Annotated in this window: 13 protein-coding genes and 1 riboswitch; of the genes, 11 read left to right on the top strand and 2 right to left on the bottom strand. The window is 72.1% G+C overall.

The features are described 5' to 3' along the window. Nucleotides 1–1377, top strand: a 1377-nt coding sequence (locus ABT336_RS23520) for a CDP-glycerol glycerophosphotransferase family protein (RefSeq protein ID WP_350899123.1), incomplete at its 5' end; no start/stop codon positions are given. Nucleotides 1378–1549: 172 nt separating this feature from the next. Here the strand turns inward: ABT336_RS23520 and ABT336_RS23525 are convergent. Continuing rightward, entirely contained in the window at nucleotides 1550–2425 is an 876-nt protein-coding gene (locus tag ABT336_RS23525; RefSeq protein WP_350899125.1) for a C39 family peptidase, read from the bottom strand. A 34-nt stretch (nucleotides 2426–2459) separates the two neighbouring features. Then, nucleotides 2460–2601, bottom strand: a riboswitch (cyclic di-AMP (ydaO/yuaA leader). 290 nt (nucleotides 2602–2891) lie between these two features. Continuing rightward, complete coding sequence (locus ABT336_RS23530) at nucleotides 2892–4193, bottom strand: acyltransferase family protein (protein WP_350899127.1); 1302 nt, start codon at nucleotides 4191–4193, stop codon at nucleotides 2892–2894. A gap of 221 nt (nucleotides 4194–4414) precedes the next feature. On the opposite strand from ABT336_RS23530, the gene ABT336_RS23535 reads away from it, so the two are divergent. The 10 genes from ABT336_RS23535 to ABT336_RS23580 all read left to right on the top strand — a co-directional run. After that, a complete protein-coding gene (locus tag ABT336_RS23535; protein WP_350899129.1) occupies nucleotides 4415–5740 on the top strand; it encodes a polysaccharide pyruvyl transferase family protein in 1326 nt (441 codons plus the stop codon). 94 nt (nucleotides 5741–5834) lie between these two features. Continuing rightward, a complete protein-coding gene (locus ABT336_RS23540) occupies nucleotides 5835–6947 on the top strand; it encodes a glycosyltransferase family 2 protein (RefSeq protein WP_350899131.1) in 1113 nt (370 codons plus the stop codon). Then, entirely contained in the window at nucleotides 6944–7447 is a 504-nt protein-coding gene (locus tag ABT336_RS23545; protein ID WP_350899133.1) for a GNAT family N-acetyltransferase, read from the top strand. Before ABT336_RS23540 ends, ABT336_RS23545 begins: the two co-directional genes overlap by 4 nt. Beyond that, nucleotides 7444–8496, top strand: coding sequence for a pseudaminic acid synthase (gene pseI, locus ABT336_RS23550; protein WP_350899135.1), 1053 nt, complete (start codon nucleotides 7444–7446; stop codon nucleotides 8494–8496). The genes ABT336_RS23545 and pseI overlap by 4 nt, the downstream gene beginning before the upstream one ends. Before the next feature lie 157 nt (nucleotides 8497–8653). Continuing rightward, nucleotides 8654–9637, top strand: coding sequence for a UDP-N-acetylglucosamine 4,6-dehydratase (inverting) (gene pseB, locus ABT336_RS23555; RefSeq protein ID WP_350899137.1), 984 nt, complete (start codon nucleotides 8654–8656; stop codon nucleotides 9635–9637). After that, the gene (locus tag ABT336_RS23560) at nucleotides 9634–10794 is read left to right on the top strand and encodes a DegT/DnrJ/EryC1/StrS family aminotransferase (protein ID WP_350899138.1); all 1161 of its coding nucleotides are present in this window, start codon (nucleotides 9634–9636) and stop codon (nucleotides 10792–10794) included. Before pseB ends, ABT336_RS23560 begins: the two co-directional genes overlap by 4 nt. Before the next feature lie 19 nt (nucleotides 10795–10813). Continuing rightward, on the top strand, nucleotides 10814–11656 hold the full coding sequence (locus ABT336_RS23565; protein ID WP_350899140.1) for a hypothetical protein: 843 nt from the start codon (nucleotides 10814–10816) through the stop codon (nucleotides 11654–11656). Then, the gene (locus tag ABT336_RS23570; protein WP_502891244.1) at nucleotides 11646–13556 is read left to right on the top strand and encodes a class I SAM-dependent methyltransferase; all 1911 of its coding nucleotides are present in this window, start codon (nucleotides 11646–11648) and stop codon (nucleotides 13554–13556) included. Before ABT336_RS23565 ends, ABT336_RS23570 begins: the two co-directional genes overlap by 11 nt. Then, the gene (locus ABT336_RS23575) at nucleotides 13553–14284 is read left to right on the top strand and encodes a cytidylyltransferase domain-containing protein (RefSeq protein ID WP_350899142.1); all 732 of its coding nucleotides are present in this window, start codon (nucleotides 13553–13555) and stop codon (nucleotides 14282–14284) included. The genes ABT336_RS23570 and ABT336_RS23575 overlap by 4 nt, the downstream gene beginning before the upstream one ends. A gap of 21 nt (nucleotides 14285–14305) precedes the next feature. Continuing rightward, nucleotides 14306–15276, top strand: a 971-nt coding sequence (locus ABT336_RS23580) for a PseG/SpsG family protein (protein ID WP_350899146.1), incomplete at its 3' end; no start/stop codon positions are given.

Below are 15276 nucleotides of genomic sequence, written 5' to 3' on the forward strand. Positions count from 1 at the left end.
GTCCGGCAGTGGTCCCCGGCCGTCGCCACCCAGCTGGGCAACGCCGTCCTGGTGCTGCTCGCGGTGGTGGCGGCCGCCGCCGCCCTGGCCCTGCCGGCCTGGGTCGCACTGCTGGCCACGCTCGTGGTGAGCGGCGGGGTCGGTGCCGTCGCGCTCGACCTGGCCCGGCGGCGGTTCCGGCCGGGCAGCGGTGGCGGGCCGGTCGGCCGGGCGCTGCGCCGCCTCCAGCCGGAGTTCCTGCTCTACTTCTCCGCCCCGCCCGGCTCGGAGTACCAGGTCACCATGTGGCTGCCGTACCTGGAGCGGATCGGTAGGCCGTTCCTGGTCCTCGTCCGCGAGCCGGAGTTCCTCGGCCCGGTGTCGGCGGCCACCCGCGCCCCGGTGGTGTTCTGCCCGACGCTCAAGGCGATGGACGAGGCGCTGGTGCCGAGCCTCAAGGTCGCCTTCTACGTCAACCACGGGGCGAAGAACAGCCACTGCGTCAGGTTCAACCACCTTACCCACATCCAGCTGCACCACGGCGACAGCGACAAGGCCCCCAGCGCCAACCCGGTCTCCGGGATCTTCGACCGGATCTTCGTGGCCGGTCAGGCGGCAGTCGAGCGGTACGCCCGCGCCGGCGTCGACATCCCGGCGGAGAAGTTCGAGGTGGTCGGCCGCCCCCAGGTGGAGGCGATCGAGGTCCGCCGGGAGGCGGTACGGGGCCTGGCCGGCCCGACGGTCCTCTACACCCCCACCTGGACCGGGCACCACGCCGACGCCAACTACTGCTCCCTGCCGCAGGGCGAGACCCTGGTCCGGGCGCTGCTGGCCCGGGGTGCCACTGTCATCCTCCGGGCCCACCCGTACACCACGCAGAACCCGGCCTCGGCCCGACAGCTGGCCCGGCTCACCGAGCTGCTCTCCACCGACCGGGCCCGCACCGGACGGCCGCACGTCTTCGGGGCCGCCGCCAGTCGGGACCTGACCCTCACCGAGTGCGTCAACCGGTCGGACGCGCTGGTGTCGGACGTCTCCGGGGTCATCTCCGACTACCTCTACTCGGGCAAGCCGTACGCGGTGACCGACATGGTGGGCGAGGGTGACCGGTTCACCGAGCGGTTCCCCCTGGCCGGTTCGGCGTACGTGCTGCGGCGGGACATGTCGAACGTCGACGAGGTGCTGACCGCGCTGTTGCAGACCGATCCGGCGGAGTCGGCCCGGTGGCACACCCGTACCCGCTACCTCGGGGACTTCCCGGCCGAGTCCTACGCCGAGGTGTTCCTGGCGGCCGCCCGGCGGCACCTGGACCCGGCGTGGACCCCGCCGGGTCCGCGTACCGGCGCAGGTGCCGGGCTGGCCGACGCCGCCACCGGGCCGCTCTCCCCCACCGGCTGAGCGACCGACCCACCGCGACGAGACGGGCACCGCTCTCCCCCACCGGCTGAGTGGCCACCGGAACGGGTGCCGCCCCCCATCGGCTGAGCGACCCCGACGAGAACGAGACGGGCGCCGTCCCCCTGCGCAGGGGGACGGTGCCCGTCTCGTGGATCGGGTGGGGACTGCCGGCTCAGGCGGAGTAGCCCCGGCTGGCGATCCAGTCGGCAAGAGTGCCCACTGTCAGCCAGTACGTCGGGACCGCCGGGTTCGCCGAGTCGGCGATCTTGACGGTCCGGCCGTCGTCGCGGTAGCCGACCACCGCGACGTAGTGTCCGCCCGGGAAGGAGTGCCAGCCCCCGGCGAGGTCGGTGGTGGTCCCGGCCACGTTCACCACCACGCCGCGCTCGTCGGCGACCGCCGCGACCAGGTCGGCCCGGAGCCGCTCGGTCTGGGCGGTGGTGGCGGCGTTGCCGGGGATCATCGTGGTCCGGTACGGGCTGCCGTCCACCACCTGGTTGAGCACCCGGGTGGTGTCGGCGGCCGAGTTGGTGCCCATCGTCGTGGTGCCGAGCCGCACCGCCAGGTCGTCCTGGGTCCGGGCCAGGCCCATGGCCGACAGCGCGTTGCGTACCGCCGCCGGGCCGCAGTAGTAGTAGGTGATCTGGGACTGGTGGTCGTGGTCGAGGACCCTCGACGCGGGCGGCTTGGGAGTCGCCGTACGGGTCAGATCGGCCGCCGGGGCTGTGGTGCTGGTGGCGCTGCTCGCCGTCGCCGTCGGAGCGGGGCTCTGCGAACGGGCGGTGGCGGTCGGGGCCGGGGTGGTCAGCGACGGCGCCGGGGTCTGCGGCGCGCTCAACTCGGCGCGGGCGGGGAGGTCACCGGCGTAGGGGGCCTGCTCGGCGACGGCGGCCGGGGTGGGCTGATCGAGGTCGGACCCGTCACCGGTGACGGCGACGCCGACTCCGACGCCCGAGGCCACCATGAGGGTCGCGGCCGAGGCGGCGACGACCTGGTACTGGCGGTCTGCGGTGAGCCGCCGCAGCTGTCGCCTGAGATGGTGTCTCACTGTCGACTGGAGGGGATGGTGAGGCAAGGAACGGGGCTCCTTCCGATTCCGCCTACCGGGTTAGCTGACGGATTCGGGCGGGAAGAAGTCGCCCTACCGGGAGCGTCGGCTCCCGGATTCACCCCGGACTACGTGGGTCCCCGGCTCGTCCTGAGACGATTGAGCGGGTCGGGGCGGCGTCGCTTCTTGCGATCGGGAACCGCACCGGACGCAGCGACACTACTGGCCGAGCTTTTCCCTGCCAACCCGGCTTGACCTGCTTAAACCTCGATCATGGCAGCAATCTTCACCGCAGTCCGACAGTGTCGTGTATCTATGGGACGGGCGGTTTCATCCACCCGTCGAGGTCCACAACCGGACGTTCGGTGAGCATCCCCGAGGAATTGTCGGCCAATGACGTCCGCCCTGCGTCGCGTGACCGGATCCGGCGTCCTGTGAGCGGCATCACCGTCACGGACGGGATGGGTCAGCGTCGTTCGGCGTCACCCACCGGCTGCTCGGCGGCGGACGCCCCCGAGCGCGGCCCCGGCACGACCGACTGCGGCTCGGGCTCGACCGACTGCGGCTCGGGCTCGACCGACTGCGGTCCCGGCGCGACCGACTCCGGCCCGGGCGCTACCTGTCGTGGGTCCGAACCGGGCGGCTGCGGTCCCGGCCCACGCCGGTTCCGACCGGAGCGGGAGGGGGCGAGCAGGCGCATCATCGGGGTCTCCAGGTACCTGTGCATCAGCCCGGCCAGCACCAGGTTGACAAGGAGGAAGGCCACCACCGCCACCGGCCCCCACCAGCCGGGCAGGCCGACGCCGTAGACGCCGACGAGCCGGAGCACAGTGACCATGACGAAGACGTGCACCAGGTAGAAGGCGAAGGAGACCTCGCCGAGCCAGAGCATCGGCCGGGAGCGCCAGGGTGAGCGGCGGCCGTTGATGTCGGCGTCCGCCGCAGCGGTGATGACCAGGATGTACGCCACCGACAGGACGGCCGCCCAGAGCTCGGCGCGGATGATCTCACCGGCGGCCACCCAGACGGCCACGAAGACCACGCTGGCCACCGTCAGCCGGGGACCGCGCCAGCAGCCCCGACGCATCAGCTCGGCGGCGGCGACGCCCATCCAGAACTCGAACGACCTGGTGATCGGGAAGATCTGGGTGAACCACCACCGGTACTCCGGTGGCACCAGCAGCTGCGTCGGCCAGAGCGCCAGGATCAGCAGCGGTACGGCGACGACGACGGCCCAGAGCATCCAGGGCCGGGCCCGCCGGATCGCCGGGAGCGCGAACGGCAGACAGAGGTAGAAGAACAGCTCGCAGGAGAGCGACCAGCTCACCGTGTTGATGCTGTAGAAGTGGCCCGGAGTGGGGTCCCACGCCTGCAACAGCAGCAGGTTGGTGAGCGCCACCTGACCGTTGACCGGGTCGACGAAGTAGAGACCGACCAGCAGCACGACCATCCACATCAGAACGTGGTTGGGATAGATCTTCGCGGCCCGGCGACGCCAGAAGGCCCGTTTCGAGTCCTCGGGGCGGGCCGACCAGACCAGGACGAAACCGCTGAGGATGAAGAAGAACTGCACTCCGGAGAGGCCGAGGGTGAAGACCTTCTCCAACACGCCCTGGGGTCCCGGCTCGGCGACGACCCGCATGGTGGCGGCGTGGAACCCGTACACCAGCAGGGCGGCGATCCACCGCAGTCCGGTCAGCGAGGGCAGCCGGGACAGGGCGGGGGTCGCTCCGGTGGCGGTCGCGCTGGTCGCCGATACGCTGGTCACGCCACCACACCGACCACGACCGTACGAACCACCACGACGTCTCCTCCTCCACGCTCCGTCGCCGGGGGTCGACCGGCCGCCGCCGGGGACCATACCGCAATCGGACGACCGCTCATCTTCGCGGCCGAATCGGACGGTGGTGACGGGCGTGGAGTAGGTAAGAGCCGATGCCCTAATATCCGCAGACCAGCCAGCGGGGGCATGGACGAGAGGGACCAGTGATGCACCAGCGGATTCTGCTCCGGGCCAAGAAGGGGCCCTTCGACATCTACCCGCCGGAGGAGACATTCGAGCGGAACTGGATCGGCGACAACTCGGGAAACCTGGTTTTCAGCCACTCGGCGCACAAGATCCTCCGGACCGCCAATGCGGAGATCACCTCCACCGGGTTCCGCTCGGACGCCCGGGACGCGGACATGATCAACGAGAACTACGACGTGTTCGTGGTCCCGTTGGCCAACGCCTTCCGGCGCAGTTTCGCCCACCGGCTGGTCAGCATGACCCGGCTGATCCGTCGACTGAAGATCCCGGTGGTCGTCTACGGCGTCGGCGCGCAGACCAACCTCAAGGGCGACCTGGAATACCTGCGCCCGATCGACGACCAGGTCAAGGACTTCGTCGGGGCCGTCCTCGACCGTTCGCACACCATCGGCGTACGCGGTGAGATCACGGAGAACTATCTGCGTTCGCTCGGTTTCGACGCGGTGGAGGTGATCGGCTGTCCGTCGATGTTCCTGCACGGCGACACCCTGCGGGTGGAGAAGAAGAAGCCGTACCTCGGCACCGACGACAAGATCGCTCTCACCGTCTCGCCGTACGTGAAGTCGATGGCGAAGGTGATCAGTTCCCACCACCGGAAGTACCCGAATCTCTGCTACATCCCGCAGGACGTCAAGACTCTCGGTGTCCTGCTCTACGGTGACGCCCCCGAGGACCGTGGGAAGAAGAGCAACATCCCGATCCACACCTCGCACCCGCTGTTCACCGAGGACAAGATCCGGATGTTCGTCGACCCGTGGACCTGGATGGACCACCTCGCCGACTTCGACTTCAACTTCGGCACCCGGATCCACGGCACCATCACCGCGCTGATCGCGGGCACCCCCGGTTACCTGTTCGCGCACGACTCGCGCACCCTGGAACTGGCCCGCTACTTCGACATCCCGTACCGGGAGATGACCGACGTCTCCGGTGAGGTGGACGCCGCCCAGCTCTTCGACGAGGCGGACTACACGGCACTCAACAACGGGCACAAGGCCCGGTACGAGACGATGATGTCCTTCCTCACCCGACACGACCTCGGCAATTCCTTCGCCGACGGGGACAGTGCCGCGCGCTTCGACCAGCAGGTCCTCGACACCGTCTACCCGCCCGGTGTGGGGCCGCAGGCGTGCGCCCCCAACGACCAGTTGGTCTCCCGGATCGACTGGCTGCGCGAGCAGAACCGTGAACTGCAGGAGAAGCTCGGCGCGGAACGGGACCAGCAGTTGAAGACCCGGGTCCGGCGGGCGCTGGGCAGCAGGGTCAAGCAGATCCTGAACCGATAGTTCACCGACGGGCGGCGGGCTGTTCAGCAATCGCCCGCCGCCCGTACACGTCAGGTTCCGGGTCCGGCCACCCGCGCCGTCGATGGTGTCGAGCGTGGTCACTGAGTCGACGCGAACCCCATTCCTGAGCTTCGTCGTCCCCGTGTACGGCGTCGAGTCGTATCTGTACCAGTGCCTGGAGTCGATCCTCGGCGGATTGTCCGACGAGGAATCCGACAGCGTCGAGTTGATCGCGGTCGACGACGCCTCTCCGGACCGGTGCGGCGAGATGCTCACCTCGTACGCGGCCGGACGGCGCAACGTCCGGGTGGTCCGGCTCACCGAGAACGTGGGGTTGGGGCTCGCCCGCAACGCCGGCCTGGCCGTGGCGCGGGGACGCTACGTGTGGTTCGTCGACTCCGACGACTGGCTGCCCCCCGCGTCGGTACCGACGGTCCTGGGGCAGTTGCGCCGGGACGAGCCTGACGTCCTGCTCCTGGACCACCTCCGGGTGCACGAGAACGGTCGGCTGGAGGTCGACGCCAGCAGCCACCTGCTGCGCGGGGTGCCCGACCCGGTCTCCCTCGCCGAGCGCCCGCAGCTGCTGCGCCTGCAGCACACCGCCTGGAACAAGGTGGTCCGCCGGGCCTTCCTCGACGAGTTGGAGCTGCGGTTCCATCCCGGCTGGTACGAGGACATCCCGTTCAGCCACCCGCTGCTGATCGGTGCGGAGCGGATCTCCGTCCTGGACCGGGTCTGCTACCGCTACCGGCAGGGTCGGCTCGGTGCGATCACCTCGACCCGCAGCGGCCGACACTTCGACGCGTTCACCCAGTACGAGCGGCTCTTCGCGTGGATGGACCGACACGCCCCCGACCCGCAGCTGCGCGCCGAACTGTTCACCCTGATGATCAGCCACTACCTGGTGGTGGTGGGCAACGACGACAGACTCCATCCGCACCTGCGCCGGCCCTTCTTCCGGCGGGTGGCCGAGCACTACCGCCGGTTCGTGCCCGAGGAGGGCTACCCCCAGCCGGAGGGGGTGCCGGGGCTCAAGCACCGGCTGATCGGTAGGGACGCCTATCTGGCGTACGTGGCGCTGCGCCGGGCCCACCGGATGGCCGGGCGGCTCCGGGGCACCCTCGGTGCGGCGGACACCGCCGAGACCGCCGGGGCGACGGCGTCCGAGGCGGCCGGTCAGTCAACGGCGCTGGCGGGTCGGCGGTGACCGCTGTGCTGCGTCCGGCCACCGACGACGACCTGCCGACGATGCTGCGGTGGCGCAACCACCCGCAGGTCCGGGCGGTGAGCAACACCCGGCACGAGATCGACCCTGCCGAGCACGCCGCCTGGTGGAAGGGTGTCTGCGCCGACCCGGACCGGCGGGTGCTGATCCACAGGTACGCCGACCGGGACACCGGGGTGGTCACCTTCGGCGGGTCGACAACGCCCGACCGGGCGGTGGTGTGGGGCTTCTACCTCGACGTCGACGGGCTCGACCAGCGGCGGGAGCTGCTGCGGGCCTGGATGTCGCTGGAGGAGGCGGCGATCGCGTACGCCTTCACCGAACTCGGGGCGCACACCCTCGGCGGGGAGACCTTCGCCGACAACAAGCCGGTGCTGGCCCTGCACCGGCGCTTCGGGTTCCACGTGGTCCGCCGCTACGAGCGGACCGTCGACGGCACACCGCACCAGGTGGTGTGGACTCAGATGAGCAGGGATGCATGACGGTGACAGTGAAGATCGGGCCGCACGCGGTCGGCGTGGGTGAGCGGCCCCTGGTGGTGGCGGAGATGTCAGGCAACCACAACGGCAGCCTGGACCGGGCCCTGGAGATCGTGGACGCGGTGGCGGCCACCGGCGCGCACGCGCTGAAGCTCCAGACGTACCGGCCGGACACCATCACCATCGACGCCGACGGCCCCGAGTTCCGGATCTCCTCCGGCCACGACCTGTGGGGCGGGGAGCGGCTCTACCAGCTCTTCGAGAAGGCGCACACCCCGTACGAGTGGCACGAGCCGATCTTCGAGCGGGCCCGTCGACACGGGTTGACGGTGTTCTCGTCGCCCTTCGACGCCTCGGCGGTGCGGTTGCTGGAGGAGCTGGACGTCCCGGCGTACAAGATCGCCTCTTCGGAGTTGGTGGACCTCCCGCTGATCCGACTGGTGGCGAGCACCGGCAAACCGCTTGTCGTCTCCACCGGCATGGCCACCCTCGGCGAGATCGACGCCGCCGTCCGCGCCGCCCGGGAGGCCGGTGCCGGTGGGGTCGTCCTGCTCGCCTGCACCGCCTCCTATCCGGCCCCGCCGCAGGACAGCAACCTGCGTCGCATCCCGGTGCTGGCCGAGGCGTTCGGCGTGCCGGTGGGCCTGTCCGACCACACCCCCGGCATCGGGGTCCCGGTCGCCTCGGTGGCGCTGGGCGCCTGCCTGGTCGAGAAGCACGTGACGTTGCGCCGGGCCGACGGCGGGGTGGACTCGGACTTCTCGCTGGAGCCGACGGAGCTGGACGCCCTCTGTGTGGAGTCCGAACGGGCCTGGGCCGCCCTCGGCGGCACCACCGTCGCTCCCACCCCGACCGAGCGGGAGGGGCTGCGGTTCCGCCGTTCGTTGTACGTGGTGGCCGACGTCCGGGCCGGTGACGAGGTGACCAGGGACAACGTCCGCTCGATCCGCCCGGCGGGCGGGTTGCCGCCGGTGGAGATCGACAGGGTCCTCGGCCGCACCTTCACCAGCGACGTGCCCCGGGGCACCCCGCTGGCCTGGGACTTCGTCTGAAGGGTCGCCGCCCGACCCGGACGGCAGCCACCCGTTCACGTTCGGTCGGACCCGACGTTCACCGGACGAGGGCACCTCGTTAACCCACCGGGACTAACGTTCCGACCGGTCGGCCGGGCCGCGCCGGGCCGACCCCACACGACCTGGGGAGAACCAATTGAGCGAGTTGAACGGCTCGTCCATCCTGATCACCGGGGGGACGGGGTCCTTCGGGAAGACCTTCCTGCGGCACGTCCTCACCGAGGCCGACCCGGCCCGGGTGGTGGTGTTCTCCCGCGACGAGCTCAAGCAGTACGAGCTGCGCCAGCAACTCGGTGACGACCCCCGGCTGCGCTGGTTCATCGGCGACATCCGGGACCGGCACCGGCTGACCCGGGCCATGCACGGGGTGGACCACGTCGTGCACGCCGCAGCGCTCAAGCAGGTGGACACGGCCGAGTACAACCCGTCCGAGTTCATCGCCACGAACATCACCGGGTCGCAGCACGTCGTCGACGCGGCGATCGAGGCCGGGGTGGGCAAGGTCATCGCCCTCTCCACCGACAAGGCGTCCAGCCCGATCAACCTGTACGGCGCGACGAAGCTGGTCGGCGACAAGCTGTTCGTCTCGGCCAACCACTACGCCGCCCAGCATCCCACCCGGTTCGCCGTGGTCAGGTACGGCAACGTCGTGGGCAGCCGGGGATCGGTGGTCCCGCTGTTCCGCCGGCTCGCCGCGGAGGGCAGGAGCCTGCCGATCACCGACAAGCGGATGACCAGGTTCTGGATCACCCTCGACGCGGCGGTCCAGTTCGTCATTGACTCCTTCGACCAGATGCAGGGCGGCGAACTCTTCGTCCCCCGGATCCCCAGCATGCGGATCCTCGACCTGGTCGAGGCGGTCGCCCCGGACGCCACCACCCACGAGGTGGGCATCCGACCGGGCGAGAAGCTGCACGAGGAGATGATCGCCCCGGACGACAGCCGCCGTACCCTGCGCGCCGCCGACCGGTTCATCGTCCAGCCCACCATCGCCACCTGGGGCTACCAGCCACCCCAGGGGTGTGAGCCGGTCAGCGACGGGTTCGCGTACCAGTCCGACAGCAACGACGAGTGGCTCGGCGTCGACCAGCTCCGCGACATGCTCGGCGTGACCGGATGACCGGGATGCTCCCGTACGGTCGGCAGTCGATCACCGAGGACGACGTCGCTGCGGTCGCCGCGGCCGTCCGCAGCGACTGGCTCACCACCGGCCCGCAGGTGGCGGCGTTCGAGACCGACCTCGCCGCCTGGACCGGCGGGGTCGGGTGCGCTGTCGTGTCGAACGGCACCGCCGCCCTGCACACCGCGTACGCGGCCACCGGGATCGGCCCCGGCGACGAGGTGATCGTCCCCCCGATGACCTTCGCCGCGACCGCCAGCACCGCCGTCGCCCTCGGCGCGACAGTGGTCTTCGCCGACGTGGAACCCGAGACGTACACGCTGGACCCGGCGGCGGTGTCGGCGGCGCTGACCGGCCGGACCCGGGTGGTGGCGGCGGTGGACTACGCCGGTCACCCGGCCGACTACGACGCGCTGCGCGCGGCGGTGGACGGCACCGACACCCTCCTGGTCGCCGACGCCGCCCACTCCATCGGAGCCCGCTACCGGGGCCGGCCGGTGGGGTCGCTGGCCGACCTGACCACCTTCTCGTTCTTCCCGACGAAGAACCTGACCACCGCCGAGGGCGGTGCTGTCGCCGCGACCGACCCGGCGGTCCTGGAACGGGCCCGCCGGTTCCGCAACCACGGGCTGGTCCGGGACACCGACGAGATGCGGTGGCCGGACGAGGGGGGCTGGCACCAGGAGGTGCACGAGTTCGGGCTCAACTACCGGCTACCGGACGTGCTCTGCGCGCTGGGCCGTAGTCAGCTGCGCCGCCTCGGCGACTTCCTCGCCGCGCGGGCCCACCTGGTCGCCCGCTACGACGAGGCGCTGGCGGGCCTGGACGGCGTCCGGACCCCCGGTCGCCGGTCGTGGGCGGACCCGGCGTGGCACCTGTACCCGATCCGGGTCCTCGACGGCCGCCGCCGCGAGGTGTACGACCGAATGCGGGCCGCCGGGATCGGGGTGCAGGTCAACTACATCCCGGTGCACTGGCACCCGGCCTTCGCCGACCTGGGGTACCGACGCGGAACCTGTCCGGTGGCCGAATCGTTCTACGCCGAGCAGCTCTCGTTGCCGCTGCACCCCGGCCTCACCGAGGCCGACCAGGACCGGGTGGTCGGTGCCCTCGGCGCCGCGCTGGGTGCCGGTCGGTCCCGGACCTCGGTGGCCTGACCCGGAGACGCCCACGTCGATGCACCACGCCAACCACTTCTACGGCCACGCCCACGTGCTGGCCCGTTACTGCGGGCTCGGCGACGGCCACCCGCCCCGGATCGACGGGTACGTCCAGCACGGCTGGAACATCGGCGACGGGCTCGCCCCCGGCCACCCGTACGTCGAGGGGACCCCGAGCCTGCTCTGGTCGGAGCAGACCCGGCGGCGGGCCTGGTCGGTGGGGCGGCGCAACGTGACGGTGATCGGCGCACCGTTCGCGTACCTGCTGGCGCTGAGGGCGGCGGACCCACCGGCGGCGGAACGGACCGGCACCATCTGGTATCCGTTCCACGGTTGGGAGGGGCAGCGGGTCCGGGGTGACCACCGGGAACTCATCGCCCGCATCCGCGACACCGAACCGGGCCCGGTGACCGTCTGTCTCTACTGGCACGAGTACGGCATGCGCCGGATCCGGCAGCTCTACGAACGGGCCGGGTTCCGGGTGGTCTGCCACGGCTACCGGGGGCACTGGTGGCGCGACACCGACCCGTCCTTCCTCGACAACCAGCTCACCGAGCTGCGGCGACACCGGCGGGTCGCCTCCAACCGGCTGACAAGTGCGATCTTCTACGGGATCGCGGCGGGCTGCGAACCAGCCGTCTACGGCGACCCGATGGTCCTGGCCGACGAGGACCCCACCTTCGGCGGGACCGCCCGCATCCGCAGACAGTGGCCACAGCTGCACGGTGAGCAGGTCGACGTCGAGGTGGCCACCGAGATCGCCCGAGCCGAGCTGGGCGTCGAGCACCTGTGCCGCCCGGCCGTCCTGCGCGAGCTGCTCGGCTGGGCGCACCACCAGGAGGAACCCGTTGGCGACTGAGACCGTACCCCGGGTGGAGCTGCCCGGTGGCGAGATGCCGGCCTGGTCGGACCGCGACCGGGGACACAGCGCCGGGGGCGAACCGCTGGCGGTGCTGGCCACCCGGCTGGTGCCGGCCGGGGCCCGGGTGCTCCTCGCCGGGCCGCACCACCCGACCTTCGTGAAACGGTTGGCGTACGCCGAGGTGACCTGCCTGCTCCGGGCACTGCCGGACGCGGACGCGCTGACCGGGCTCGGGGTCCGGGTGGTCGTCGGCGGGGTGGACGGGATCGACACCGACCCCGGGTACGACGTGGTGGTCGCCGCCGCCGGACTGGACCCGGTCGAGTCGGTCGAGGGGACGCCGCTGGGCTGGTCGGCGGTGCTGGACCGGCTGGTGGCGGCGCTGCGTCCCGGAGGCACCCTGCTGCTGGGCGTGGCGAACCCCTTCGGCCTGTCCCGGCTGGTCGACGCGACCCCGTGGTACGCGGGCCGGGACGACGCCAGGTGGGCCGTCGCCGGGGTCCTGGACACCGACCGACCGGCGAACCTGGACCAGCTCCTGGCCCGGCTGACCGCCGTGGGGCTGCGCCCGCAGGGCACCCTCGCCGCCTACCCGGACCCGGTCACCCCGACGGCGCTGCTGTCGACCGGCGCGTCGACCACCAGACCCACGTCGGGTCTGTTCGACGCGGTCCTGCACGCCGCCTACGCCGACCGGGCCGCCCCGCCCGACGCCCCGCTGCTCCAGGACCCGGCCCGACTGGCCGTCGACGCCCTGCACGCCGGTCTCTGCGCCGCCCTCGCCCCCGGCTGGCTGGTGGTCGCCCACCTGCCGACTCCCGTCGACACCGGCCCGGACCCGGCCCCCGTCGGCGCGGACCCGGACTCCCCCGGCGCGGAGGCTGCGGACGTCGGGTCGGGGCGGGTCGTGCTGCCGGTCGCCCTGGTCGAGGAGCCCGGGCCGGACGTCGGGGTGGCCGAGGTGTACGAGGGGGCGGACGGGTGGCGGTGGCGGACGGCCGCCCCGCTGGGCCTGTCCCGGACACCCGACCCGACGGACGGGGAGCGCAGCGGCGTCCACCGGGACCCGGCCGCACTCACCGGACCGGTCGCCGAGGGACGGCTGCTGCGGACGCTCCTGCTCGACGCCACAGTGCGTCGGGATCTGCGCGGGCTACGCCGACTTCTCACCGGGTACGCGGACTGGGTCGCCGCCCTCGCCGTGGACGACCTGGTCACCGGTGCGCCCGCCGTGGCCGGGGTGACGAACGTGGTGGTGTCCACCGACGGCGGGTACGCGGTCCTCGACCCGAGCCGCCGGTCCACCGGCCCGGTCCCCACCGACCTGGTGCTGGCCCGGACCCTGCGGGGTCACGCCGCCGACCTGCTCACCGGCGGGTACGCCCACCCCTGGACCTCCACCGTGGACGCGAACGGTCTGACTGTCGTCCTCGCCGGGCTGGCCGGTCGGGACCTCGACAGGTCGACGGTGGCCGACGCCGTCGAGTGGGAGGCGACGGTGACCGCCGCGCTGCGCGGCCCGGACCCCGCCTGTCGCGTCGAGTCGGCGGCCGGACCGACCGGGACGCCAGTCGAACCGTCAGGGGCACCGGTGCCGACCGGGGAACGCGTGGGGCCGGGGGACTTCCAGCAGTTGCGCGAGGCGTGGCGTCGGCAGGGCGAGGAGCTGACCCGGCTACGCGCCCTGGTCGCCTGGACCCAGGACCTCCTGGACCACCGGGAGCGGGCCCTGCGTCGGGCCGAGACGAAACTCGGCCTGCTCAGCGGGTCGTTGAGCTACCGGTTGGGGCGGCTGGCGGTCACCCCCCTGCGGCTCGCCCGGCGCGGCGCCGGGGCGGCGAAACGGCAGTTCCGCACGGCGGTACGGCAGCACAGGGCCAACAGGGAGAGGTCATGACGAGGATCGTCGGCGTGGTGCAGGCCCGGATGGGTTCGTCGCGGCTACCCGGGAAGGTGCTGCGTCCACTGGCCGGTCGCAGCGTCCTCGGTCGGGTGGTGCGCGCCGCCGCCGACAGCGGGATCCTCGCCGACCTGGTGGTCGCCACCAGCACCGACGAAATCGACGACCCCGTGGTGGCCGAGTGCGAGAAGCTCTCCGTGCCCTGCCACCGGGGGCCCGTCGACGACGTACTCGCCCGGTTCGTCGGGGCGTTGGACAGGCATCCCGGGGACGCCGTCATGCGGTTCACCGCCGACTGTCCGCTGCTCGACCCGGAGATCGTCGCCCAGGTGGCCCAGGTGTACCGGGCGGTGCCCGGGCTGGACTACGTCAGCACCTCGATCGCCCGTACCCTGCCCCGGGGGCTGGACGTGGAGATCATCCGGGCCGACGTGCTGCGTACCCTGGACCGGATCGCCACCGACCACCACCGGGTCCACGTCACCTCGTACGCGTACACCCATCCGGAGCTGTTCCGGGTGCTCGGGGTGACGCTCACCCCGGACCGGTCCGACCTGCGCCTCACCCTCGACACCGCTGAGGACTGGGCACTGGTCCAGGCGGTCACCGAGCACTTCGGCGACGTGAGCGTCCCGCTGGCGAAGCTCGCCGACTGGCTCACCGGGCAGCCCGCGCTGCGCTCCCTCAACGCCGGGGTGCGCCAGAAACGACTTGAGGAGTGCTGAGGCGTGCAGGTACGGGTGGGGATGCGGTGTGACGCCGGGCCGGTACGGGGGGTCGGACACCTGGTCCGTTGCCTCGCCCTGGCCGAGGAGTTCCGGTCCCGGGGGCACGCCGTGGAGTTCCTCGGCACCGTCGAGGGGGTCGGCTGGGCGGCCCGTCAGCTCGCCGACCGGGGCATCCCGCTGCACCCCGGCCCGGATCACCCCGACGAGCTGGTCGCGGCGGCCCGACGGCACCGGCTCGACGTCCTGGTGCTCGACTCGTACGAACTGGACCCCGCCGGGGCCGGGGCGCTGCGGGCGGCCGGGGTGGTGACCCTGGCCGTGGTGGACGGGGACACCCGGGGCCAGGACGCCGACGTGTACCTCGACCAGAACCTCGGTGCCCGGTACGGGCCGCTGCCCGGTCGGCTGCTCGCCGGGACGGCGTACCCGCTGCTGCGCGACGCGGTGGTGACCGCCCGACCGGCCGCCCCGCCCCCGGCCGTCCCGGTGGCCCGCCCCCGGGTGCTGGCCTTCTTCGGCGGTACCGACGCCTTCGGGGCGGCCCCGGTGCTGGCCCGGTCGCTGCTGGACACCGCAGCCCCGATGGAGCTGACGGTGGTGGTCGGCCGGGCCGACGTCGGGGCGCGGCTGGCGTCCCTCACCCCCGGCCCGGGGCAGTCGGTGCACCAGGTCGGCCCCACCGACGACCTCCCCACCCTGATCACCGCCGCCGACCTGGTGGTCAGCGCGGCCGGGACATCGACGTGGGAGCTGTGCTGTCTGGGAGCGGCGGCCGGGCTGGTCTGCGTGGTGGACAACCAGCGGGAGTCGTACCACCGGGTGGTGGCCGAGGAGATCGTCGCCGGTCTGGGTGAACTGCCCGCGCTGACCGCCGCCGGTGCGGTCGGCGACGCCGCGCGGGCCGAGGCGGTCGGCACGCTGCGTGGGCTGCTCGGCTCCCCGCAGCGGCGGGCCGCGCTGGCCGCCCGCGCCTGGTCGACCGTCGACGG

The sequence above is a fragment of the Micromonospora sp. NPDC000207 genome, from assembly GCF_040300925.1.
Classification (GTDB): Bacteria; Actinomycetota; Actinomycetes; order Mycobacteriales; family Micromonosporaceae; genus Micromonospora.

Bases quoted from the DNA above. Each gene is read 5' to 3' on its own strand.
- ABT336_RS23535 (WP_350899129.1), top strand. From the start codon at position 4,415: ATGCACCAGCGGATTCTGCTCCGGGCCAAGAAGGGGCCCTTCGACATC.
- pseI (WP_350899135.1), top strand. From the start codon at position 7,444: ATGACGGTGACAGTGAAGATCGGGCCGCACGCGGTCGGCGTGGGTGAG.
- ABT336_RS23560 (WP_350899138.1), top strand. From the start codon at position 9,634: ATGACCGGGATGCTCCCGTACGGTCGGCAGTCGATCACCGAGGACGAC.
- ABT336_RS23565 (WP_350899140.1), top strand. From the start codon at position 10,814: ATGCACCACGCCAACCACTTCTACGGCCACGCCCACGTGCTGGCCCGT.
- ABT336_RS23575 (WP_350899142.1), top strand. From the start codon at position 13,553: ATGACGAGGATCGTCGGCGTGGTGCAGGCCCGGATGGGTTCGTCGCGG.